20 protein-coding genes and 1 pseudogene are annotated in these 23,388 nt (G+C 66.1%); 12 read left to right on the forward strand and 9 right to left on the reverse strand.

The window, feature by feature from the left end:
- Positions 1-3 precede the first annotated feature (3 nt).
- From LPB04_RS08475 to LPB04_RS08485, 3 genes are all read left to right on the forward strand, one after another.
- Positions 4-3,183, forward strand: a complete 3,180-nt coding sequence (locus LPB04_RS08475) for an efflux RND transporter permease subunit (protein WP_193688256.1) — start codon at positions 4-6, stop codon at positions 3,181-3,183.
- On the forward strand, positions 3,180-4,673 hold the full coding sequence (locus LPB04_RS08480; protein ID WP_193688257.1) for an efflux transporter outer membrane subunit: 1,494 nt from the start codon (positions 3,180-3,182) through the stop codon (positions 4,671-4,673). The genes LPB04_RS08475 and LPB04_RS08480 overlap by 4 nt, the downstream gene beginning before the upstream one ends.
- A gap of 104 nt (positions 4,674-4,777) precedes the next feature.
- Positions 4,778-5,326, forward strand: a complete 549-nt coding sequence (locus tag LPB04_RS08485) for a DNA-deoxyinosine glycosylase (protein WP_193688258.1) — start codon at positions 4,778-4,780, stop codon at positions 5,324-5,326.
- A gap of 13 nt (positions 5,327-5,339) precedes the next feature.
- Here LPB04_RS08485 and LPB04_RS08490 read toward each other — a convergent pair whose 3' ends face one another.
- The gene (locus LPB04_RS08490; protein ID WP_193688908.1) at positions 5,340-5,882 is read right to left on the reverse strand and encodes a DeoR/GlpR family DNA-binding transcription regulator; all 543 of its coding nucleotides are present in this window, start codon (positions 5,880-5,882) and stop codon (positions 5,340-5,342) included.
- Between LPB04_RS08490 and LPB04_RS24025 the strand changes: the two are divergent.
- Together LPB04_RS24025 and infA are read left to right on the forward strand one after the other, a co-directional pair.
- Positions 5,838-6,412, forward strand: a pseudogene (locus LPB04_RS24025) (NUDIX domain-containing protein); the annotation flags it as partial. The gene LPB04_RS08490 and the pseudogene LPB04_RS24025 overlap by 45 nt on opposite strands.
- 898 nt (positions 6,413-7,310) lie before the next feature.
- Entirely contained in the window at positions 7,311-7,580 is a 270-nt protein-coding gene (gene infA, locus LPB04_RS08500) for a translation initiation factor IF-1 (protein WP_193688260.1), read from the forward strand.
- 156 nt (positions 7,581-7,736) lie between these two features.
- On the opposite strand, the gene LPB04_RS08505 is transcribed toward infA, so the two are convergent.
- Together LPB04_RS08505 and LPB04_RS08510 are read right to left on the reverse strand one after the other, a co-directional pair.
- Positions 7,737-8,909, reverse strand: a complete 1,173-nt coding sequence (locus LPB04_RS08505) for a tetratricopeptide repeat protein (RefSeq protein WP_193688261.1) — start codon at positions 8,907-8,909, stop codon at positions 7,737-7,739.
- A gap of 57 nt (positions 8,910-8,966) precedes the next feature.
- A complete protein-coding gene (locus LPB04_RS08510) occupies positions 8,967-9,842 on the reverse strand; it encodes an HDOD domain-containing protein (RefSeq protein WP_227496669.1) in 876 nt (291 codons plus the stop codon).
- A gap of 158 nt (positions 9,843-10,000) precedes the next feature.
- Here LPB04_RS08510 and LPB04_RS08515 point away from each other — a divergent pair, with 158 nt between their 5' ends.
- Positions 10,001-10,570 carry a DNA-3-methyladenine glycosylase gene (locus LPB04_RS08515; RefSeq protein WP_193688262.1) on the forward strand — a complete coding sequence of 190 codons (570 nt, stop codon included), beginning with the start codon at positions 10,001-10,003 and terminating at the stop codon, positions 10,568-10,570.
- On the opposite strand, the gene LPB04_RS08520 is transcribed toward LPB04_RS08515, so the two are convergent.
- Both LPB04_RS08520 and LPB04_RS08525 read right to left on the reverse strand, forming a co-directional pair.
- Entirely contained in the window at positions 10,551-12,275 is a 1,725-nt protein-coding gene (locus LPB04_RS08520) for a methyl-accepting chemotaxis protein (RefSeq protein WP_193688263.1), read from the reverse strand. The genes LPB04_RS08515 and LPB04_RS08520 overlap by 20 nt on opposite strands.
- 55 nt (positions 12,276-12,330) lie before the next feature.
- Positions 12,331-12,783 carry a cache domain-containing protein gene (locus tag LPB04_RS08525; protein ID WP_193688264.1) on the reverse strand — a complete coding sequence of 151 codons (453 nt, stop codon included), beginning with the start codon at positions 12,781-12,783 and terminating at the stop codon, positions 12,331-12,333.
- Between the two features lie 294 nt (positions 12,784-13,077).
- Here LPB04_RS08525 and LPB04_RS08530 point away from each other — a divergent pair, with 294 nt between their 5' ends.
- The 3 genes from LPB04_RS08530 (at position 13,078) to LPB04_RS08540 (ending at position 17,219) form a co-directional block, all read left to right on the forward strand.
- The gene (locus LPB04_RS08530) at positions 13,078-14,493 is read left to right on the forward strand and encodes a KamA family radical SAM protein (RefSeq protein ID WP_193688265.1); all 1,416 of its coding nucleotides are present in this window, start codon (positions 13,078-13,080) and stop codon (positions 14,491-14,493) included.
- A 24-nt stretch (positions 14,494-14,517) separates the two neighbouring features.
- Complete coding sequence (locus LPB04_RS08535) at positions 14,518-15,807, forward strand: MFS transporter (RefSeq protein ID WP_193688266.1); 1,290 nt, start codon at positions 14,518-14,520, stop codon at positions 15,805-15,807.
- 95 nt (positions 15,808-15,902) lie between these two features.
- A complete protein-coding gene (locus LPB04_RS08540; protein WP_193688267.1) occupies positions 15,903-17,219 on the forward strand; it encodes a PQQ-dependent sugar dehydrogenase in 1,317 nt (438 codons plus the stop codon).
- A gap of 23 nt (positions 17,220-17,242) precedes the next feature.
- On the opposite strand, the gene LPB04_RS08545 is transcribed toward LPB04_RS08540, so the two are convergent.
- The 4 genes from LPB04_RS08545 to LPB04_RS08560 are packed head-to-tail and all read right to left on the reverse strand — an operon-like array spanning position 17,243 to position 21,422.
- Positions 17,243-17,575, reverse strand: a complete 333-nt coding sequence (locus LPB04_RS08545) for a hypothetical protein (protein WP_193688268.1) — start codon at positions 17,573-17,575, stop codon at positions 17,243-17,245.
- Between the two features lie 3 nt (positions 17,576-17,578).
- Positions 17,579-20,095 (reverse strand): cytochrome c oxidase subunit I, encoded by a 2,517-nt coding sequence (ctaD, locus tag LPB04_RS08550; RefSeq protein ID WP_193688269.1) that lies wholly within the window; start codon positions 20,093-20,095, stop codon positions 17,579-17,581.
- On the reverse strand, positions 20,092-21,021 hold the full coding sequence (coxB, locus tag LPB04_RS08555) for a cytochrome c oxidase subunit II (protein ID WP_193688270.1): 930 nt from the start codon (positions 21,019-21,021) through the stop codon (positions 20,092-20,094). The genes ctaD and coxB overlap by 4 nt, the downstream gene beginning before the upstream one ends.
- Before the next feature lie 8 nt (positions 21,022-21,029).
- Complete coding sequence (locus tag LPB04_RS08560) at positions 21,030-21,422, reverse strand: c-type cytochrome (protein ID WP_227496671.1); 393 nt, start codon at positions 21,420-21,422, stop codon at positions 21,030-21,032.
- Positions 21,423-21,512: 90 nt separating this feature from the next.
- Between LPB04_RS08560 and LPB04_RS08565 the strand changes: the two genes are divergently transcribed.
- The 3 genes from LPB04_RS08565 to LPB04_RS08575 all read left to right on the forward strand — a co-directional run bounded on the left by LPB04_RS08565 (position 21,513) and on the right by LPB04_RS08575 (position 23,372).
- Positions 21,513-22,073 carry a c-type cytochrome gene (locus tag LPB04_RS08565; protein WP_193688271.1) on the forward strand — a complete coding sequence of 187 codons (561 nt, stop codon included), beginning with the start codon at positions 21,513-21,515 and terminating at the stop codon, positions 22,071-22,073.
- Positions 22,070-22,447: a c-type cytochrome gene (locus LPB04_RS08570; RefSeq protein WP_193688272.1), complete on the forward strand. Its 378-nt coding sequence runs from the start codon at positions 22,070-22,072 to the stop codon at positions 22,445-22,447. Before LPB04_RS08565 ends, LPB04_RS08570 begins: the two co-directional genes overlap by 4 nt.
- 76 nt (positions 22,448-22,523) lie before the next feature.
- A complete protein-coding gene (locus LPB04_RS08575) occupies positions 22,524-23,372 on the forward strand; it encodes a fumarylacetoacetate hydrolase family protein (protein WP_193688273.1) in 849 nt (282 codons plus the stop codon).
- Positions 23,373-23,388: the final 16 nt, after the last annotated feature.

The raw sequence follows: 23,388 nt of genomic DNA on the forward strand, positions 1-23,388 counted from the left end.
GCCATGAACTTCTCACGCTTCTTTGTCGACAAACCGATTTTTGCCGTCGTGCTGTCGGTGCTCGTCTTCGTGTCGGGCCTGATCGCAATTTTCCAATTGCCGGTTTCGGAATACCCGGACGTGGTCCCGCCCTCGATCGTGGTGCGCGCCCAGTACCCGGGCGCCAACCCGAAGGTGATCGCCGAAACCGTGGCCGCGCCGCTGGAAGAGCAGATCAACGGCGTCGAGAACATGCTCTACATGTCCTCGCAAAATACCTCGGACGGCGCGCTGATGCTGACGGTGACCTTCGCCATCGGTACCAACGTCGAGCAGGCCGAGACGCAAGTGCAGAACCGCGTCCAGCGCGCGCTGCCGCGCCTGCCGGAAGAGGTGCGCCAGATCGGCGTCACGACGGTGAAAAGCTCGCCGAACCTGACGATGGTGGTGCACCTGAATTCCCCGGACGGCCGCTATGACGACCTGTATCTGCGCAACTACGCGACCCTGAACATCAAGGACCGCCTGGCGCGCATCGAGGGCATGGGAGAGGTGCAGCTGTTCGGCTCCGGCGACTACGCGATGCGTGTCTGGCTCGACCCGCAAAAGGTGGCTGCGCGCGGCCTGGTCGCCGGCGACATCGTCGACGCGATCCGCGAACAGAACGTGCAGGTCGCGGCCGGCGTGATCGGCCAGGGACCGGCGAAGGACGCCGAGTTCCAGCTGACCGTGAATACGCAAGGCCGTCTGCAGACGGTCGAGGAATTCGGCAGCATCATCGTCAAGACCGGAGAAGACGGCTCGACGACCTTGCTGAAAGACGTGGCGCGCCTGGAAATGGGTTCGAATTCCTATGCCCTGCGCTCGCTCCTGAACAACAAGTCGGCGGTGGCCATCCCGATTTTCGAGGCGCCAAATGCGAATGCGCTGCAGCTGTCGAAAGACGTGCGCGCCACCATGGCCGAACTGTCGAAAGAGTTTCCGGAAGGTGTCGAATACAGCATTGTGTACGACCCGACCCAATTCGTGAGCGAGTCGATCGACTCGGTCATCCACACCCTGGTCGAAGCGATCGTGCTGGTGGCGATCGTCGTGATCGTGTTCCTGCAAAGCTGGCGCGCGTCCATCATCCCGCTGCTGGCCGTGCCGGTGTCGGTGGTCGGCACCTTTGCCGTGATGCTGATGTTCGGCTTTTCGATCAACACCTTGTCCCTGTTCGGGCTGGTGCTGGCGATCGGCATCGTGGTCGACGACGCGATCGTCGTGGTGGAAAACGTCGAGCGCAACATCACCAACGGCCTGAACCCGCATGACGCCACGATCCAGGCGATGCGGGAAGTGTCCGGCCCGATCATCGCCATCGCGCTGGTGCTGTGCGCCGTGTTCGTGCCGATCGCTTTCGTCTCCGGCCTGACCGGCCAGTTCTACCGCCAGTTCGCCCTGACGATCGCGATTTCGACCGTCATTTCGGCCTTTGCTTCGCTGACGCTGGCCCCGGCCCTGTCCGCCGCGCTCTTGAAAGCCCACGACGCGCCGAAGGACCGCCTGACGCGTGGCATCGACACGGTCTTCGGCCGCTTCTTTGCCGCCTTTAACCGCTTCTTCGGCCGTGCCTCGCACCGTTACGAAGGCGGCGTGCAGACGGTCCTGCGCCGCAAGACGATGTCGCTGGCCGTGTATGCGGTGCTGGGTGTGGCGGCGCTGTTCATGTTCAAGGCGGTGCCGCCGGGCTTCGTGCCGCAGCAGGACAAGGCCTATCTGATCGGTTTCGCCCAGCTGCCGGACGCCGCCTCGCTCGACCGTACCGACGCCGTGATCCGCCGCATGTCGGCCATCGCCAAGGAAATCCCGGGCGTCGATTCCTCGGTGGCCTTCCCTGGCCTGTCGATCAACGGTTTCACCAATGCGCCGAACGCCGGCATCGTGTTCACGACCTTGAAACCGTTCAGCGAGCGCCATGGCAAGGAGCAGTCCGCCGAAGCCATCGCCGCCGAAATCAACAAGCGCATGGGCGCCGTGGAAGACGCCTTCGTCATGGTGCTGCCGCCGCCGCCCGTCAGCGGCCTGGGGACCACCGGCGGTTTCAAAATGATGCTGGAAGACCGCGGCAACCTCGGCTACGACGCGCTGTACAAGGCGGCGCAGGCAATGCAGGCCAAGGCCTGGGCCGATCCCCGTTTGCAGGGCGTGTTCTCGAGCTACCAGATCAACGTGCCGCAGCTGTTCGCCGACATCGACCGGGTAAAAGCCAAGCAGCTCGGGGTGCCGCTGCAGACCATCTACCAGACCTTGCAGGTGAACCTCGGTTCGCTCTACGTGAACGATTTCAACCAGTTCGGCCGGACTTACCAGGTGCGGGTGCAGGCGGACGCCCAGTTCCGCTCGCAGCCGGAACAGATCGCGCAACTGAAGGTACGCAGCGTGAAGGGCGAGATGATCCCGCTGTCCTCGCTGATGCAGGTGAAGGACAGCTATGGCCCGGACCGCGTGCAGCGCTATAACGCCTATGTGACGGCCGACATGAACGGCGGCCCGGCGGCCGGCGTCTCCTCGGGCCAGGCGCAAGCCATCTTCGAGCAGATCGCGAAAGAGACGCTGCCGAAAGGGATCGCGTATGAATGGACGGATCTCACCTACCAGGACATCCTGTCGGGGAATACCATGGTCTTCGTCTTCCCGCTGTGCGTGCTGCTGGTGTTCCTGGTGCTGGCCGCCCAGTACGAAAGCTGGACGCTGCCGCTGGCCGTGATCCTGATCGTGCCGATGTCGATCTTGTGCGCCCTGGTCGGCGTCAAATTGACCGGCGGCGACAACAACGTGTTCACCCAGATCGCGCTGTTCGTGCTGGTGGGACTGGCCTCGAAGAACGCGATCCTGATCGTGGAATTCGCCAGGGAGCTGGAACACCATGGCCGCAGCGTGATCGACGCCGCACTGGAAGCGAGCCGCCTGCGCCTGCGTCCGATCCTGATGACCTCGATCGCCTTCATCATGGGTGTGGTGCCGCTCGTGTTCAGTAGCGGCGCCGGCGCCGAGATGCGCCATGCGATGGGCGTCGCCGTCTTTGCCGGCATGCTGGGCGTGACCTTTTTCGGCCTGTTCCTGACGCCGCTGTTCTACGTCCTGCTGCGCACCTTCGCCAAACGTTTCGAGAAGCCCGCCGCCGCGCCTGCGCTGGCGGCCGTGGAAGGAGTCGCACAATGAAATCGATGATTGCACGCGGTATTGCACCCCGCTTCATAGCCCCGCTATTGGCAGCACTGCTGCTGACCGCCTGCGCCGCGCCTGTCTTCAGGCAGCCCGCGCTCGATACGCCGCTGGCGTTCAAGGAAGCGGCCCCTGTTCTCACCGCTGCCGACGGCAGCCGCTGGGCGCCGGCGCGCCCGGCCGAGCAGCAGCCGCGCGGCGAATGGTGGCTCGCCTTCCAGGATCCGGGACTGACGGAACTGGTCGACGAGGCGAGCAAGAACAACGCCAGCCTCGCCGTGGCTGCGGCGCGCGTGAAACAGGCAAGGGCGATTGCCGGAATTGCGCAAGCGGAGCGCATGCCGCAGGTCGGCCTGGGTGTCGGTGCCCAGCGCGCCCGGCCATCGGCATTGGAATCGGGCCTGCCGCAGGGCAGTGCGCTTGCGCCGCACACCAGCTACAGCGCCAGCCTGAGTGCCAGCTACGAAGTCGACCTGTTCGGCCGTGTGAGTTCCAGCGTGGAAGCGGCGCGCCAGGATGCCGGCGCCAGCGAGGCCAGTTACCGCTCGGTGCTGCTGTCTCTGCAGGCGGACGTGGCGCAACAGTGGTTCCGCCTGCGCACCCTCGACGCCGAACTGGCGACCGTCGACGACGCGGTGCGCCTGCGCGAGGAAAGCGTGCGCGTCAACCAGCGCCGTTTCGACCTGGGAGATATCGGCGAATTCGACCTGACCCGCGCCAAGACCGAACTGTCGGCCACGCGGGCCGAGGCGATCGGCCTGCAGCGCCAGCGCACGAATGCCGAACACGCCCTCGCCGTGCTGCTGGGCCGTCCGGCCGCGCGCTTCACAGCGAGTACCAGTCCGCTGCCGGAGGGCGTCGCGCTGCCGGCGATTCCCGCCGGACTGCCCTCGACCCTGCTCGAGCGCCGGCCCGACATCGCCGCCGCCCAGCGCACGATGGAAGCGGCGAATGCCCGCATCGGCGTGGCGCGCGCCGCGATGTTCCCGGCGCTGAACATCCATGCCGCGGGCGGCGGCGTCGGCGGCACGATGGCCGAGGTGTTCAATTGGAGCAGCCGCTCCTGGGTGCTGGGCGCGCTGCTGTCGCTGCCGATCATCGACGGCGGCCGCAACAAGGCCAACGTGACGCGCAGCGAGGCGGCGCTGGAAGAGTCGGTCGCGGCGTACCGGCAAAGCGTGCTGGTCGCCTTTGCCGAGGTCGAGGACAACCTGGCCGGCGTGCGCATCCTGGCCGAGCAGGGTGTGGAGGTCGACGACGCCGTGCGCTCGGCACGCCGTTCGGCCGAACTGGCGCGCAAGCTCTACGATGCCGGCCGCTCGAGCTACCTCGACCTGCTCGACGCCCAGCGTAACCTGGCCTCCGTCGAGCGCAGCGCGGTCCAGCTACGCGGGAACCAGGTGCTGACGACGGTTGCCCTGATCCGGGCGCTGGGCGGCGGCTGGGATGCCCCGGCGCCGCAAACGACGCCGCTCGCCGCGCGCTGATTCGATCCCTGTTTTTTTTCGTGTGCCCCTTGCGGCGAACCCCTGGCGGGTTCGCCGTTTTTTTATGTGCGGCCCCGCCGAGCGGGCGAGGCTACAATCGGCGCATGACGACTTCGGCACCGATTGAATCCACCTTGCTGACCGGCCTGGCGCCGGTACTCGCCCCGGGCATCCGCATTCTCATCCTCGGCAGTTTTCCGGGCGCGCGGTCGCTTGCCGCCGCCCAGTACTACGCGCATCCGCGCAACCAGTTCTGGCGCCTGGTCTCCGCATTGGTCGACGAAGACCTCGCGGCGCTGCCTTACGAACAGCGCCTGCCGCGCCTGCTGGCGCACGGCATCGGCCTGTGGGACGTATTGGGTGCCTGCGAGCGCGAAGGCAGCCTCGATTCCGCCATCCGCAAACCGGCCGCCAACGATTTCGAGCGCCTGCACGCGCTTTGCCCGGAATTGAAAACGGTCGGCTTCAACGGCCAGGCGTCAGGAAAATTCGCGGGCCAGTTCGAACAGGCCGGCTACCGGACCGTCGTGCTGCCGTCCAGTTCACCGGCCCACATGGCGCTGAGCTTCGAACAGAAGCTCCAAATCTGGCGCCAGCTGGTCGCAAGCGACGCGCCCGATCTCCCTGCCCCGGCCCAGGGCTCCCTGCTGTGACCTTCCCGCCCGCTTACGCCAGGTGAATTGAAATCCCACGCTTGCGGTAGGGTGCGAGGATCTCTTCCGACACGCTTGCCATCGTCACCAGTCCCGAGAGCTCGTCCAGCGGGATGACCTGGTAAGGGGAAGCCGTCGCCAGCTTTTCGGGGGAGGCCAGTACGATCGTCTCCGCGGCCGCCGCACTGAGGGCGCGCTTCACGCAGGCTTCTTCGAAGTCGCCGGTCGACAGGCCGGCCTCCGGGTGCACGCTGCACACCCCCATAAAATACACGTCGGCGCGCACTTGCCGGATCGCCTCCACGGTCGCCGAACCGACGCCCACCACCGAATGCTTGAACAGGCGCCCGCCCAGCATGATCACCTCGACGCCCGGATGCGTGCTCAGCTCGACGGCGACCGAAGGGCTGTGCGTGATCACGGTCGCTTGCAAGTCCCAAGGCAGGTGCCGCACCAGTTGCGCTGAGGTGGTGCCGCCGTCGATGAAGACGACCTGTCCCGGCTGGATCAGTTGCGCGGCGACGCGGCCGATGGCGCTCTTGTCGTCGACGGCAATGTGCTGGCGCGCCGTGGCATGTGCTGAAAAAGACCACCTTCGACTATTGCCGGCGCGACGGCCGCTGGCAGACGCTGACCCGCGAGACCTACGACCGCGGCAATGGCGCCACCGCGCTGCTGTACAACCGCGCGCGGCGCACGGTGCTGCTGACGCGCCAGTTCCGTTTTCCCGCCTATGTCAATGGACATGACGGCTTCCTGATCGAGGCGGCCGCTGGCCTGCTCGACAAGGCCAGCCCGGAACAGCGCATCCGCGCCGAACTGGAAGAGGAAACCGGCCGCCGCATCGGGCACCTGGACAAGGTATTCGACGTCTTCATGAGTCCCGGATCGGTCACGGAAAGGCTCCACTTCTTCGTCGGCGAATACGACGCCCGCTCGCAAGTGGGCGAGGGCGGTGGCCTGGAAGCGGAAGGCGAGGACATCGAGGTGCTCGAGCTCGATGCCGACGAAGCCCTGGCGATGGTTGCACGCGGCGAAATCATGGACGGCAAGACCATCATGCTGCTGCAGTACCTGCATTTGAACCTGCTCGCACCGCGCAGCATGATGATCCTGATTGCCGGTCCTTACCGTTCCGGGACCGGCGACGATCCGGCGCGCCTGGCGGCGAATGTGGCTGCGATGGAGGCATGCGCCTTACCGCTGTACGAGCGTGGACACGTGCCCGTGCTGGGCGAATGGCTGGCGCTGCCCATCGTCCATGCGGCTGGATCGCAGGCCATTGGCGACAGCGTGTACGACGCCATCTTCCATGCGCATTGCGAACGTCTGCTCGCGCATTGCGACGCGGTCCTGCGTATCGGCGGCCCGTCGGCGGGTGTGGACCGGATGGTCGCGGCAGCCGAGCGGCGCAGGCTTCTCGTCTACCGCGACCTGACCGAGGTTCCCTGCGTGGCGTCCGCGGTATCGGCTGAACTGTTGCAGGCGAGCGGTGAATAAACCGCTCGTCCATACGTCGTTTGCCGATCCGTGTTACACTGGTTCCAGTCGTCGAGGCCTCAAGGCCTGGAAGACATCCCGCAGCAGCCCGCAACGCGATATGTGTAATGTCGCCAGCGACCAGCCGAGCGGGATTGTGATTCAAGATACGTTGGTCGACTTACACCGATGGAGGCACCACGCAGATAGCGCGGGCGTCCAGGGCTCCGCACCTTGCAGATAGCATCGGCTGGAGCAGCGATACAAGCATTGGCAAACCATTGAAACGAAGCCCGCAGCAAGCGGGCTTTTTTTTCTTCCCGCGCAGGTCGGCGTCCGGCTGCAGTCCCGGATCGAAGCCGCCGCCGTCAACTGTCCGCCAGATAGCGGCCCATTCACCTCTTATTCCGATCCAGTCAAGCTTCAGGCACTGGCATCGAGCAGCATCGTCGCGGCGCCGTCATCTTGCGCCAGCTTGAAACACCCATCTTTAAAGGAAAACACCATGGCAAAAGAAGAACTCATCGAAATGAATGGCCTCGTGACCGAAGTGCTGCCGGAACTGCGCTTCCGCGTCGATCTCGACAACGGCCACAAGCTGATCGCCTACACCTCGGGCCGGATGAAGAAAAACCACATCCGCATCCTGGCGGGCGACAAAGTGACGCTGGAATTGTCGCCTTATGACCTGAACAAGGGCCGCATCGTGTTCCGTCACATCGAAACGCGCGGCGCCCCGGCACCACGTACGGGCGGCTTCCAGCGCCGCCGCTGAGCGGGCGCCGTTAAGTCGTTGGTGGCTGGACCTCGATGCGCGCAACGCGCCCATCGGGATCCGCCATCATCGCAGCGGCGCGGCCATGTAATCGCGCCCCCAGGACGGCTCCTGCTGCTGGCGAGCCGTCCTTACTCCCTCCAGTTCTCCACCGCCTCAATTGCGGCGCGTTCCGGCTCCGATGCCGCGCAGGTGCGCCAGCTTCGCCGAATAGCGCTCGCGCGTTTCGCCACGCACGCTCGTATCGCGCGCCAGCGCCAGCTGCTTCTCCGCCGTTCCCAACTCTCCCAGCTGCATGTTTGCGATGCCGAGCCAGAAATGGAACTCGTCGTTGTAGGGCGCGCGCGCCACTTCGCGGGCGAACAGTGCGCGTGCTTCTGCGAACCTCCCCGCCGTATAGGCGCGCATCCCCTGGTCGAAGTAGTGATAAGGCGGCGCCGGATAGAGGCGCGCCAGCCGCTGTGCCAGCGCCGCGGACTCGGTGCCTTTGCCGTTGGCGGCCAGTACCGGGGCCAGGTTCTGCATCACGACCAGGCTGTCGGGTTCCTGGTCGAGGGCGGCGCGGTAGACCTGTTCGGCCAGCAGCGAGCGTCCGCTGCGCTCGTAGACGACGCCCAGGGTGTTGAGCGCGGCCGTCAAGGCCGGTTTTTTCAGGAGGGCGCCGCGCGCCCACCAGTAGGCGTCGGTGTAGCGCCCCTGCGCCAGTTCTTCCGCCGCGCGGTTGTTCATGTAGCGCGCGACGATATCGGCTTCGTCGAGAAAGCGCACGCGCTCGCTGGCCTGGGGCGGCAGCGGCACGAAATCGACGGTCAATATGGCCGAGGTGTCGTAATCGCCGCGCGGTCCGCCTGCGCCGAGCACCAGGTTCACGTGCGAACTGACGAGGTAGAGCGCACGGTCGCGGCTCCAGGTTTCCTCGACCTGCACCTCCTGGAAGCGCACGCTCATGCCCAGTTCGCGCGCGAAGGCGGCAGTCATGATCACCAGCGACAGGCAGTTACCCTTGCGCGCGGCATAGGTCTCGGCGGCCGTACCGGTGTAGGTGGAATCGTAGTCGAGCGCGAGTTCGTGGCGGTCGTAAAGGGCGCGCAACAGGCCTGATGCCTGACCGTTCTCGCGCAGGAGCGTGCGGAAGGCTGTGCTGTTGAGGTGATGCCGCATCGCGGGGCTGAGTGCGAACAGGCCGTCCGCATCGACCCGTGCCGCTGGCGGCGGAAAGGCGGCGTCGTCGAGGAGGGCGGCGATGCGGCTGGTGGAGACAGGGGGCTGGCCCACGTGGGCGCAGCCGGACAGCAACACGAGCAGCGACAAAATCCAGGTTCTCATCATGCCTCCCAGCCGGTAGCGACACTTCAGTATCGTCCTGGCGGGGCGGCCTGTCAAAGCCTAGTGGTCGTCGTGCAGCGCTTCCTCGAGTTCGTCCAGCAGTTCGGCTGTTTCGTCCTCGTCGAGCGAGAGATAGGCGCGCGCGCGCTCGCCGCCCTTGTCCCATTCCGGCGAGCCGGCGTGGCCCTGGTAGCGGCGGATTGCGCGCTCGGCCAGCAGCGACAGGGCGACCAGCGAGCGCACGACGTCGTCGGTGTGCTCGTCTTCCAGCACGGCGTAGTCGTGGTGGTGCAGGATGGCCCAGGACACCTCGCTCGACAAGCCCCAGTTACGCGCCAGCAGGGTGCCGACGGCCGCGTGGTTGGTGCTGTGGCGCTCGTCCTCGAGTGCCGTGAACGCCCGCACCGCTTCGGCGCCGGCGTCGAGGAACGTGGCTTCGTAGTCGGGAAAGCGATTTACCAGAAGCGGCATGCCGGTATCGCAGAACAGGCCGAAGGTATGGGCGATATCGGGCGCGCCGATGCGCAGGCGGCGCGACAGGAACACCATCGCGTGCGAGCGCTTGGTCGATACGTCCCAGAAGTTGGCGAGGGCCGCGCGCTCGACCGGAATCGCCTGGCGCGCCAGCAGGCCGGTCATCAGGGCCGCCACCTGGTTAATCCCGAGGAACAAGATCGCCTGCTCGATCGACTTCGCGCGGCGCCCGCCGAACAGCGACGAATTGGCGAGCTTCAGCAGGGCGCCGGCCATGCCGACGTCGCGCGCGACGATGCGGCCGATGCGTTCGGGAGAGGGATCGCTTGAGGCCAGTTCCGCCTGCAGGTCGGCCAGCAGGGTGGGACGCGGCGGGATGCGGATCGACTTGATCAGCTCGTCAACCGGGTCGGCCGGCGCGGCAGCGGGCATCGCGACGCGCGATGCTTCACGCGTTGGCATTGCTTTAGCGGCAACATTACTCATGGAAGAAAGGTGCTTAGGGGAAATAAAAGCGAAGACCGTCACTATAAACGATGCTGCATTTCCTTGCAGTAATAGGCCAGGTTATGTGGAAAATCGGACAGAACGGTGTTGTCGGAAGGCCTAAAATCGCTCGCATGAACACAGCGAACCTTGCAGGAATCGATTTTTATGCGCCCAGCGAGATCGTCGCGCGCCAGTTGATCGGGGTCGTGGTGCTGGTCGACGGCGTCGGCGGACGCATCGTCGAGACCGAGGCCTATGACCGCGAAGACCCGGCCTCGCACGCCTTTTCCGGTCCTACCGAGCGCAACATGGCGATGTTCGGCCCACCGGCGCATTGTTACGTCTATCGCTCCTACGGCATCCACTGGTGCCTGAATTTCGTCTGCCGCGAGGAGGGGCACGGCGCCGGGGTGCTGATCCGTGCGATCGAGCCGCTGGCGGGGATTGACGTGATGCGCGCGCGCCGCGATGCCGAGGACATCGCGTCGCTGTGCTCGGGGCCCGGAAAACTGTGCCAGGCACTGGAGGTGACGCGCGACTTCAACGGCCGCTCGCTGGCGCAGCCTCCGTTCGTGCTGGAGGCCGCGCCGGCCGGACTGGAGATCGTCAGCGGCCCCCGGATCGGCATCTCCAAGGCGATGGACGTGCCCTGGCGTTTCGGCCTGGCCGGCTCCCGCTTCGTCAGCCGCCCGTTCCGCTGATCCGCTCGCGGCGCGCGCTTTTGACGGCAGCGCCGGCATCCGGCAGGGCGCGCGGCGTGCCGCGCATCGCGCTGCCCGGCGCGCGCCGCTCCGCCGGATCCTGGAACTCGGCCATATCGCACGTTTGGGACGTTTCGGATGCCTCGGCCAGCGGCTCGATGCCCTCGATTTTGAACACCGAGACCGCGCGCGCCAGGTTCACCGTCTGCTCATGCAGACTTTCCGCGGCCGCCGCCGCTTCCTCGACCAGGGCCGCGTTCTGCTGGGTCATGTCGTCCATCTGACCCACCGCGCGATTGACCTCCGCAATGCCGTCGGCCTGCTCGGTGCTGGCCACGCTGATGCGCTCGATGATGTCGTTCACCTGTTTGACCGAGGCGACGATGTGGCCCATGCTGTTGCCCGCTTCGTTGACGGAAGCGGCGCCGCCGTCGATGATCGAGACCGAGTCCGCGATCAGCGACTTGATTTCCTTCGCCGCCGCCGCCGAACGCTGTGCCAGCGTGCGCACTTCGGAGGCGACCACGGCGAAGCCGCGTCCCTGTTCCCCGGCGCGCGCCGCTTCGACCGCCGCGTTCAGGGCCAGGATATTGGTCTGGAACGAGATGCCGTCGATGACGCCGATGATCTCGACGATCTTGCGCGAGCTGGCCCGGATCGATTCCATCGTCGTCACCGCGCGGTCGACCGCCTGGCCGCCGTGATCGGCCAGGCGCGCCGCTTCGGCCGCGAGGTCGGTCGCCAGGCGTGCGTTATTCGCGTTGTCCTTCACCGCCACCGTCAGCGTTTCCATCGCGCTGGCGGTCTGCTCGAGCGAGCCGGCCTGCATCTCGGTGCGGGTCGACAGGTCGAGGTTGCCGGTGGCGATCTCCTTCGAAGCGGTGTCGATCGAGCGCACCGAGGTCAGGATCGCGTGCAGCGTCGTGGTCAGGGTGCCGATCGTGTGGTCGAGCGCACGCGACGTGTCGGCGATCTCGTCTTTGCCATCGCTATCGGTGGCGCTGGCGAGGCGCCCTTCGGCCAGTTCGGACACCACGTCCGAAATCGCCCGGATGTCGGACAGCATGGCGCGCCGCACCAGCATCGTCACCGTGAGCGAGAGCGCGATCGACAGCACGACCAGCACCGCCATCGAGATGCCGAGCGTGCGGAACTCGGCGCCGGCGGCGGCATAGGCCTGCTCGCTCAGGTGCGTTTCCAGCGTCGCCAGCTGGGCCAGCTGGGTATTCAGTGTGACGAATTCCTTCTCCGCCTTTTGCATCGAATTGGTCGCGATCGACTGGTCGACCGAGGCCATCTCGATGGTGTCGAGGACCGCCTTGCGGTAAGCGGCGAGGGCGGTCCTGGAGGCCTCGATCAGCTTGCGCTCGGACGGCTCGGCGACTTTCGCCAGCGCGTCCAGGCGGGTCTTGATGTCCGCGTGCTTGTTGTTGATCTCCTTGACGAGGGCATCGAGCCGGTTCTTGGCGAAGCTGCCGCTGACCCAGGCCAGCAGCTGATAAATGTTCGCGTGCGCATACTTGGCGTCTCCGGCGACATCGGCCGCGTCCTGCAGGCGCGCCGCACGCACCTGCACCATGTTCTCGAGCGAGGCATGCTGGCGCACCATGCCGTAATAGGCGGCGCCGGAAAGCAGCGTCAGCAGCACGAGCACCAATCCCGGCGCCAGGAGCAGCTTCGGGCCAATCCGTAGTTTTTTCAGCATCCCGTTCTCCCGCAATGAAAAAAGGCGGCCGAAGCCGCCCCAGGTGAGACCACGTTTACTTCTTGTAGATACCGGCTTCCAGCACGACGCCGTCGACCAGCAGGATATAGGTCGTCTTCGGCTCGATCTTGCCGTTGGTAGGGTTCTTGTACTGGTAATCGACCCAGCCTTTACCCTTGGCGGCGGCCAGTTCGATGATTTCGCGGCGGTATTTCTTGCCGTTCGCGTCAGGCACGTCGGTCAGGTCCTTGCCGACGATCGACGGGTTGTACGGGTGCGCCAGCACGATGCCGGTCTTGACGTCGCGCAGGTCGACATACAGTTCGCCCTGGACGAAGTCCGGATCCTTGGCGTTGATGCGCTTCATCATTTCATCCTTGCCCTTGGCCTTGATCAGGGCGGCGCCGCGTTCGGCCATCGCGATCGCATCCTTTTCGGTCGGTTCGGCCAATGCACCCGAGCAGGCGAGTCCGAGGCACAGGGCGGTGGCAGTGGCGAGCAGCTTCATGAGAACGGTCCTTTCGGTTGAATCCAGCTGGAGGGAAACTTTCCTAAGTGCATTGAGGAATGTACGCCGCACTTTCGCTAGGCAATTTGCGCTATCGCAAATGGGTAAGGACGCTGCACACATGGCGCCACATGTCTTGCAGCAAACATTCAATTCCATGTGGAAATTTTGTGTGTATTTGATTGATTGTGTGCAATTGCGCGTGCCGTGCACGCTCTACGATGAGTTCCCGTCGGCAACTTCTTACTCAAGAATTCGTCCGTCGCCCCACCCCCATCTTTCCTTTCCAGGAGCATGCCCGTGACCACCACCGAATCGACGCCCGCCAAGTTCAAGCCGTATACACGCCAGACCATCGCGCTTGCCCGTCAGTGGCAATGGATGAGTCCAGAGTTGCAGGAAGCAACCCAGGTCGTCTCGCATGTGCTGCCGTTTCGCGTCAACGAATATGTGCTCGACCAACTGATCGACTGGGACCGGATTCCCGACGACCCGATTTTCCGGCTCACCTTCCCGCACCGCGACATGCTGCCAGCTCGCGAATACGAACAGCTGCGCGACCTGGTGCTGCATAAAAAGGACGATGCGGCGATCGCAAAGCTGGTGCACCAGATCCGCATGCGCATGAACCCGCACCCGGCCGGCCAGATGACCCATAACGTGCCGCGCGTGAACGATGCGCCCCTGAAGGGCTTGCAGCACAAATACAAGGAAACCGTGCTGTTCTTCCCGAGTTCGGGCCAGACCTGCCACGCCTACTGCACTTTCTGCTTCCGCTGGCCGCAGTTCGTCGGCATGGACGACATGAAGTTCGACGCCCGTGAATGCTCGGAGCTCGTCGCCTACCTCAAGACGCATCCGGACGTGACCGACGTCCTGATCACCGGCGGCGACCCGATGATCATGAATACCCGCTCGCTGACCGAATTCCTCGAGCCGCTGCTGGCGCCGGAGCTGGCGCATATCCAGAACATCCGCATCGGCACCAAGTCGGTCGCCTACTGGCCGCAGCGCTACGTCTCGGACAAGGATTCGGATGACCTGATGCGCCTGTTCGAGCGGGTGGTCAAAGCCGGCAAGAACCTCGCCATCATGGGCCACTACAACCATGCGGTGGAGCTGCGCCAGCCGATCGCGCAGCAGGCAGTCAAACGCATCGTCGGCACCGGCGCCACACTGCGCATGCAGGGTCCGCTGATCCGCCACATCAACGAAGACCCGAAGAGCTGGGCCGAGCTGTGGACGACCGGCGTGCGCCTGGGCGCCATCCCGTACTACATGTTCGTCGAGCGCGACACCGGTCCGAGCGAGTATTTTTCGCTGCCCCTGGCGCGCGCACACGAGATCTTCCAGCAGGCCTATTCGATGGTCTCGGGCCTGTCGCGCACCGTGCGTGGTCCTTCGATGAGCGCCTTCCCGGGCAAGGTCGTGATCGACGGCGTGGTGACGATCAACGGCGAAAAACTGTTCGCGCTGCAGTTCCTGCAGGCGCGCAATCCGGAATGGGTGCGTAAGCCCTTCTTCGCCAAATACGACTCGGAAGCCACCTGGCTCGACCACCTGAAACCGGCTTTTGGGCGCAAGAAGTTCTTCTTCGAAGACGAGGCCGGCGAAGGCGGCCACCACGGACCCGCCGGCCGCGTGATCCCGATCGTGCAGGCGTCGCAGAACGACCGCCGCGCCAGCGACAGCCAGCCCAGCGCTGCTTGAGCTGAACCCGGACCCGGACCCGCCATGGGCGACCAGAACGCGCCACGCCTGTCCGGCGTGGCGGTTTTCTTCTACGTGTTCCTGCCGTTCGCGCTGGGACACTACCTGTCCTCGCTGCTGCGCAACGTGAACGCCGTGCTGGCGCCCGACCTGGTCGGCTCGATCGCGCTCACGCCGGGGCAACTGGGCCTGCTCACCAGCGCCTTCTTCTTCGCCTTCGCGCTGGTGCAGCTGCCGGTCGGGATTGCGCTCGACCGCTACGGGCCGCGCAAGGTGCAACTGCTGCTGATGCTGGTGGCGGCCGTCGGGGCCCTGCTGTTCGCGCGCGGCCAGGGCTTCGGCCAGCTGGTGCTGGCGCGGGCGATCATGGGCCTGGGCCTGGGCGGCTGCTTCATGTCGGCCGTGAAAGCCATCTCGACCTGGATCGCACCGGGCAAGCTGCCTTCGGTGCACGGCTACCTGATCGCGGTCGGCGGCCTCGGTGCGGCATCGTCGACCATGCCGGTGCGCATGGCGCTCGAATACACGGACTGGCGCGGGCTGTTCGTGCTGCTGGCGGCATGCATCGCCGCCAGCGGTGCCCTGATCTGGCTGTTCGCGCCGCGCAGCGCGGCATCCACCGGCAACCGCCCGCCGATGCTGTCCTCGATCCTCAGCGTCTACCGCACGCCCGCGTTTCGCTCGACCATTTCCCTGGTCCTGCTGCCGCATGCGGTGTTCTTCGGGATCCAGGGCCTGTGGATCGGGCGCTGGCTGGCGGACGTGGCGCGCTTTCCGAACGATGCCGTGGCCTACCTGCTGTATCTCGGCATGGCGGCCGTCATCTTCGGGGCGATCGCGGTGGGCATGATCACCGAATGGGCGGGCCGGCGCGGCGTGACGCCGCTCGACGTCGCCGGCGCCGGGATTGCCCTGTTCGTGCTGGTGCAGGCGGCTTTCGTGTTCGGCTACAAGCCGAGCTTCCAGCTGCTGTCGGTGCTGTTCACGCTGGTGGGCACGATCACCGGCATCGAATACGCGATCGTTGCCCAGAGCATGCCGCGCGAGCTGACGGGCCGCGCCGCGACCTGCCTGAACCTCCTGATTTTTGTCGGCGCCTTCCTGATGCAGGCCGGGTTCGGGCTGGTGGTCGGGCTGTGGCATCCGGACGGCGGCGGGCATTATCCGGCCTTGGCGTACCAGGTGGCGTTCGGGGTGCTGGTGCTGCTGCAGCTGCCCGGACTGGTCGGCTACGCGCGGCGGCGATTTGCGTCTTGCCCAGCTCCCGACCCGGCCGCGCCGGCGGACATCGAGGAGGCGCGCACACCCGCCTGAGCGGCGCATGTGCCATGGACGGAATCGAGCGGAACGGTCTTGTCTTATTCGCTACAATGGGCCGACCCGTCCTTCGATTCCGTCCAGGAGACATCATGCGCTTTCGCTCGTCCTCCCTCGTGGCTGCCGCCGCGTTATTCACCCTCTCTGCATGCGGCGACAAATCCACGCTCCCGGTCGGCGCCGGTGTCGGGCCTTCGCCGACCCTGCCGGAGCCGAAGAAAAGCCTGATCCCGACGGTCGACATCGCGCCGGCCAAGGGCTGGAACGGCGCCAGGCCGCTTGCCGCCCAGGGCCTGGAAGTGAGCGCACTGGCGAGCGGCCTGGATCACCCGCGCTGGCTCCACGTGCTGCCCAACGGCGACGTGCTGGTGGCCGAGACCAACGCGCCGGAGCGTCCGGACGACAAGAAGGGGATTCGGGGCTACATCATGGGCAAGGTGATGGCGAAGGCCGGCGCCGCCGTCCCGAGCGCCAACCGCATCACCCTGCTGCGCGACACGGATGGCGACGGCGTGGCAGACGTGCGCAGCGTCTTCCTGAAGGGACTGTATTCGCCCTTCGGCATGGCGCTGGTGGGAGACATGCTGTACGTGGCGAACGCGGACGGCATCGTGCGCTTCCCGTACAAGGAAGGCGCGACCGAGATCACGGCCGCGCCGCAGAAGGTGGCGCCGCTGCCGGGCGGGTCGCTCAACCACCACTGGACCAAGAACATCATCGCCAGCAAAGACGGCAGCAAGCTGTACGCGACCGTCGGCTCGAACAGCAATGTGGCCGAAAACGGCATGGAGAACGAGGTCAATCGCGCGGCGATCCTCGAAGTGGACCTGAAGAGCGGCAGCACGCGCCTGTTCGCTTCGGGCCTGCGCAATCCGAACGGCATGGCCTGGGAACCGCAGACCGGTACCCTGTGGACGGTCGCCAACGAGCGCGACGAGATCGGAAGCGACCTGGTGCCCGACTATCTCACTTCGGTGAAGGAGGGCGCCTTCTACGGCTGGCCCTACAGTTACTATGGCCAGCACGTCGACGAACGGGTGAAACCGCCGCGTCCGGACCTGGTGGCGAAAGCGATCGCTCCCGACTACGCCCTCGGCGCCCACGTCGCCGCGCTGGGCCTTACGTTTGCCGAAGGCGCGAAGCTCGGTCCCGCCTATGGCAGCGGCGCCTTCATCGGCCAGCACGGCTCCTGGAACCGCACGCCGCTGTCGGGCTATAACGTCGTGTTCATCCCCTTCGCCGGCGGCAAACCGAACGGCAAGCCGGTCGAGGTGCTGACCGGATTCGTCGACAAGAACGGCGATGCGCGCGGGCGGCCTGTGGGTGTGGCGATCGACAAGGCAGGCGCGCTGCTGGTGGCCGACGATGTCGGCAATGTCATTTGGCGCGTGCGGCCGGCGGCGAGGTAGATTCTCGATCGTTCGCGAACGAATTACGAACAACTATCGACGAACCACAAGGGCACCGAGGTCCACGCAATCCCCGCGAACGCCAGCAGCGCCGTGAGCGCCGCCGCCCAGTCCAGCAGGGCCGTACCCTCGTCGCCGCCGCCAAGCGTGCGCCGGCCACGCCACGCCAGCGCCGCGCAGATCGCCAGCGCGACGATCGTCATCAGGGCCAGCGGCAGCCGGTGCGGACTGCCCGGGGCGAACCCGGCCGGGCTGCACTGGCCCGCCACCAGCACATAGCTGCCGGCGAAATGCGCGGCCCAGACCAGGAGCGGCAGGGTACCGCGAATGAGCTTCGTGAAGAACCGTTCGCGCATCGATCACTCCATCAGCAAGGGAACGCCATGCACCGCCAGCGCCAGGGCGATGCCCTGCAGCGTCGTGTAATGCCAGATCAGCGCCGTGTTGTCGAGCGTCGCACGGCTGGCCGGGGACAGGCGGCCGCTCCATGCGCGCGCCGCCAGATAGGGGCCGGCCAGTGCCAGCACGATCACGTGCAGGCCCTGGTAGCTTAGCAGCGCCGCGATCGTCGCGCTCCATGCCATCGTGCGCGGCGCCAGGCCTGCCAGTTGATAACCGTGCAGGTCGACCAGGAAGCTCGCCAGGACGCAGCCGGTCGCCGCGAGCGCCAGCCAGGGCAGGCGCCGTTTGCCGAGGCTGCGCCCGGCCCACAGCATCAATCCCGAGCCGGCAAGCAGCAGGGCGCCCGCGATCAGCGGCCAGCGCAGCGCCGGCAGGCTGGCCGAAGGCGGAGGACACACCTCGAGACGCATCGAGATGTGGATATAGGCGAAGACGAAGGAAGCGAAAATGGTCGCGTCCACCACCAGCATGATGATCGTCGCCCACCAGGAGTGCGAAGCCGTGCCGCGCGCGCCCACGGGCAGCACCAGCGTGTCCGAAACGCGCGCTTCGGTCATGGATGGCTTCCTGTCCGAACCCCACAGCCAGATCACGGTCGCGACGATCGCCGCGATGCCGCAGATCCAGGCCGTCACGTTCATCTTGACCGTCAGCAGCAGGAAGAAGCCCGCAGTGCCGGCCGCCGCGATGAAGGGCAGCCAGCTGTCGCCCGGCAGGATCAGCAGATACGTCGGCTTACCCGCGACCGGGCTGGTGGCGATCGTCTCGCGTCCGCCGCTCACCGTGCCGGGCAGGTAGTGCTGGCCTGCCTCCACCTGTTCGGCAAGGCCCGGCTGGTCCCATAAGGGATCGGCGGATCGTACTTCCGGGATGCTGCGCGTCGCGTAGTCTTCCGACGGCAGCCATTCGAGGGTCGAGGCATTCCAGGGATTGCCGACCGGCTGCCCGGGCCGGCGCAGCGTGCGCACGGTATCGACCAGGAACACGACAACCCCGAGCGCCAGCATGAAGGCGCCAATCGTGGATGCCATGTTCAAGCCGTCCCAGCCCATCCCGGCTGGATAGGTATACACCCGGCGCGGCATGCCCAGCAGCCCGGTGACGTGCATCGGGAAGAAGGCAATATTAAAACCGCCGAACATCAGCCAGAACGCCCATTTCGCCACCCGCTCCGACAGGCGCTGGCCCTTGATCAGCGGCAGCCAGTAGTACAGGGCCGCGAACACCGGGAATACCATCCCGCCGACCAGCACGTAATGCAGGTGGGCGACAATAAAATACGTGTCGTGCGCCTGCCAGTCGAAGGGCAGCAGCGCCACCATCACGCCCGTCAGGCCGCCGAGGACAAAGATGAACATGAAGCCGGCCAGGAACAGGGCCGGCGCCGTCATCGTGATCTTGCCGCGCCAGAGCGTGGCGATCCAGGCAAACACCTGGATCGCGGTCGGCACCGCGACCGCCATGCTGGCGGCCGAGACGAAACTCATCGTCATCACGCCCAGGCCGGCCGTGAACATGTGGTGCGCCCACAGCGCAAAGCTGAAGAAGCAGACGACCACCAGCGCCACGATGATCGCTTTTCTCCCGACCAGGGCGGTGCCGGCAATCGTCGGGATCATGGTCGAGACCATGCCGGCGGCGGGCAGGAAGATGATGTAGACCTCGGGGTGGCCGAAGAACCAGAACAGGTGCTGCCACAGGATCGGATCGCCCCCGCGCTCGCCGATGAAGAAGGGCCAGTCGAAGGCGCGCTCCATCTCCAGCAGGGCGGTGCCGGCGATGATGGCCGGGAAGGCGAACACGATCATCACGGCGACCACCAGCATGGCCCAGGCATATACCGGCATGCGAGAGAGCGTCATGCCCGGTGCGCGCGTAAACAGGATGCCGACGATCAGTTCGATGGCGCCGGCGATCGCCGAGATCTCGATGAAGCCGATCCCGAGCAGCCAGAAGTCGGCGTTCAGCCCCGGCGAATACTGTTTACCCGTCAGCGGCGGGTACATGAACCAGCCGCCGTCGGGCGCGAGGCCGAAGAACAGGGTACAGAAGAAGGCCAGGCCGCCAATCGCATACGCCCAATAGGCGTAGGCCGACAGGCGCGGGAAGGGCAGATCCCGCGCGCCCAGCATGTTCGGCAGCAGGTAGACGGCCAGCGCTTCGACGATGGGAATCGCGAACAGGAACATCATCACCGTGCCGTGCATGGTGAAGATCTGGTTGTAGCTGCCGGCCGCGAGCAGCGTGTTGTCGGGCACGGCCAGCTGGGTGCGCATCATCAGGCCGAGGATCCCGGCCAGCAGGAAGAACAGCAGGGCGGTGCCGATGTAGAGCAGGCCGATATTCGTGTTGTTGACGCTGGTGAGAAAGCGCAGGCCGGTCGGCGTGCGCCAGGTTTTCTCCAGCCGCGCCAGCTCGTCGGGAGGGCGGGGCAGGGAGCTCGGTAGTGTCGCTTTGCCGATAGTCGTCGTCATTTCAGCTGCTCCAGCCAGGCGGCCAGGGCGTGCAGCGCCTCGCCGTCGATGTCGAGGGCGGCCGGCATGCGCGCGCCCGGCTTGATCGCTTGCGGATTGGCGATCCAGCCGGCCAGCGTGCCGCGGTGATTCTGCAGGGTGCCGGCGGCAATATGCATGCGGCCGCCCACGTGGGTCAGGTCCGGGCCCAGGCGCGCGCCCTCGGCCACGCCGCGGACCGTATGGCAGCTCTGGCAGCGCTGCTCGAGAAAGGCGGCGCGGCCGCGTTCGATCAATGCCTTATCCGGCGCCCTGGCCGGCTGCGCCTCGCGCGCCAGCCAGGCGTCGAATTCGGCGGGCGCCATGGCGACCACGTGCAGCGCCATGCGCGCGTGCTGCTCGCCGCAGTATTCGGCGCACTGGCCGCGGTAGATCCCGGGTTTGTCGGCATGCAGGGTGAGGCCGGTGACGCGTCCCGGTACCGTATCCATCTTGCCGTTCAGGGACGGCACCCAGAGGCTGTGGATCACGTCCGTCGACGTCAGGCCCAGGTAGACCGGGCGTCCCGTGGGAATGCGGATCTCGTTGGCGCTGACGATGTCGCGCCCGCTGGCCGGATCGCGGTAACGCACCTCCCACCACCACATTTTCGCGGTGACGCCGATACTCATCGCCCCGCGCGAGGTTTGCGGCGACAGGTGCGCGCTGCGCCAGGTGCTCCAGACCAGCAGCGCGGTGAGCACCACGACCGGGAAGGCAATGCCGGCGCCGGCGATCCACCAGCGCGTCGAGGCGTGGCGCGCATCGCGTCGCAGGCTGAGTACCATCAGCGCCATGACGGCAACAAAAATGACCGCGCCGCCGCCGAACAGCACCCAGGCCAGATGCGCGATGATGGCCGCGTCGGGACTGGCCGGGTGCAGCACCGACTGCAGCGGAAGGTTCATCGTTCCCGTCATTGCAGCGTGAACAGGTAGGCCGCCATATGGCGCGCTTCCTGGGGCGAGACGCCCAGGTCGGGCATGCCGGTGCCGGGTTTCATGGCCGGCGGGTTGTCGAGCCAGCGGGTGAGATTGTCCGCCGTGTTCGGGATGCCCCCTGCGATATAGCTGCGCCGCCCGAACTGGGCCAGGGGCGGTCCGGCATCGCCGACTGCGCCCGGCACCTCGGGAATCGCGTGGCAGGCCGTGCACTGGTAGTGCGCCATCAGGCGCTGGCCTTGGGCCGGATCGCCGCCGCTCACCTTTTTCGGCACGTCGCGCTCGCCGCAGCCGGCCAGCAATGCCGCGCACATGCCGGCAAGGCAGAGCGCACGGGACAATGCGAGGAGGTGAAAGTGATTGCGCACAATTGAATCCGATGAAGCCGATGGCTCTATATAATACAAGAGAAACAATATCATTTTTTCAACAGTGCGCACCCCAGCCAGCCACGACCCATGCCTTCGAACCGGACTCGCCTGATCCTGAAAACCGCTGCCGCCACGCTGGTGCTGTCGGGCCTGGCCGCCGCCGTCGCCGGCACCGTCGTCATGCGCGCCGGCTGGTACGACATCGGGGCCACCGCCCAGCACCTGCAGCCCGTGTATTCGCTGCTCGAACTGGGCATGCGCTACTCGGTGCGCAATCATTCGAGTGAGGTCAAGGTGCCCCCGCTGGGTGCGCCGCAGCAGGTGCAGCGCGGGGCGCAGGTCTTCAACGCCCAGTGCGCCCAATGCCATGGCGGCCCCGGTTTTGCCCAGGCGAAGATCGGCCAGAGCATGCAGCCCCTGCCTGGCCCCCTGGTCGACGCCAGCGCGCGCTGGCAGCCGCGCGAGCTGTACTGGATCACCAAGCACGGCATCAAGATGAGCGGGATGCCGGCCTGGCAGTTCCACCTGAGCGAGGACGAGCTGTGGGCGGTGGTGGCCTTCATGGGCGTGCTGCCGACCCTGTCGGCGCGCGATTACGCGCAGGCGACGGGTGCGCCCGCGCCGGCGCCGGCGGGAGCATCGCGATGAGTGCGCGCGTGTTCGGCTGCAGTCTGCTGCAAGTGCTGGCGCTGGCGCTGCTGGCCGGCTGCCAGGACAAGCAACTGGCCGCCAGCGTGCAGGGCGATCCCGCGCGCGGACGCATCGCGCTGGCCCAGCATGCCTGCCGCGCCTGCCACATGATTCCCGGCGTGACCGGCTCCGAGACCTATGTCGGGCGGCCGCTGGAAGACCTGGCCGAACGCCGCTTCATCGCCGGGGTGCTGCCCAACACCCAGGCCAACCTGGTGCACTGGATCCGCGATCCGAAATCGGTCGACCCGCGCACCGCGATGCCGACGCTGGGCGTGAGCGAACGCGATGCGCTCGACATGAGCGCCTGGCTGCTGACCGCGAAAAAATAAGCGCAACTGGTATCATGCGGACCCGTCCGGGACGCCATGGTGGCGCCTGCGGACGAGCGAACGACAAGGGGAAAACATGAGATTGGTGCGCTATGGCCGCCCGGGCAAGGAAAAGCCGGGCCTGTTCGACGACGAAGGGCGCCTGCGCGACCTGTCCGGCGTCATCGCCGACATCGATGCCGCCGTGCTGAACGATCGCGCGCTGCGCAAACTGGCCAAGGTCGACACGAAGACGCTGCCGCTGGTGCGCGGCAATCCGCGCCTGGGCGTGCCGGTCAAGGGCGTCGGTAAATTCATCGGCATCGGCATGAACTACGCCGACCACGCCGCCGAGACGGGCGCCGCGGTGCCGACCGAGCCGGTCTTCTTCACCAAGGCGATCAGCTCCCTGAACGGCCCGGACGACCCGATCCAGCTGCCGAAAGGCTCGAAAAAAACCGACTGGGAAGTGGAGCTCGGCGTCGTCATCGGCACCCGCGCCCAGTACGTGAGCGAAGAGGAGGCCTTGAACTTCGTCGCCGGCTACTGCGTCGTGAACGACGTCTCCGAGCGCGCCTACCAGTTCGAAATGGGCTCACAGTGGGATAAGGGCAAAGGCTGCGATACCTTCGGCCCGGTCGGCCCCTTCCTGGTCACGCGCGACGACGTCTATGACGTGCAGGACCTCGACCTGTACCTGGAACTGAACGGCAAGCGCATGCAGACCGGGAATACCTCGAGCATGATTTTCACGGTGGCGCAGATCGTCAGCTACGTGTCGCGCTTCATGACGCTCGAGCCGGGCGACATCATCACCACCGGCACGCCGCCGGGCGTCGGCCTGGGGCGCAAGCCGCAGCGCTTCCTGAAAAAGGGCGACACGCTGAGATTGGGGATTGCCGGCTTGGGCGAGCAGCAGGCGGAAGTGGTGGCGTTTCCGAAATGAAGATGTCGGGTGGGCA

Source organism: Massilia litorea (assembly GCF_015101885.1).
Lineage (GTDB): Bacteria > Pseudomonadota > Gammaproteobacteria > Burkholderiales > Burkholderiaceae_D > Telluria > Telluria litorea.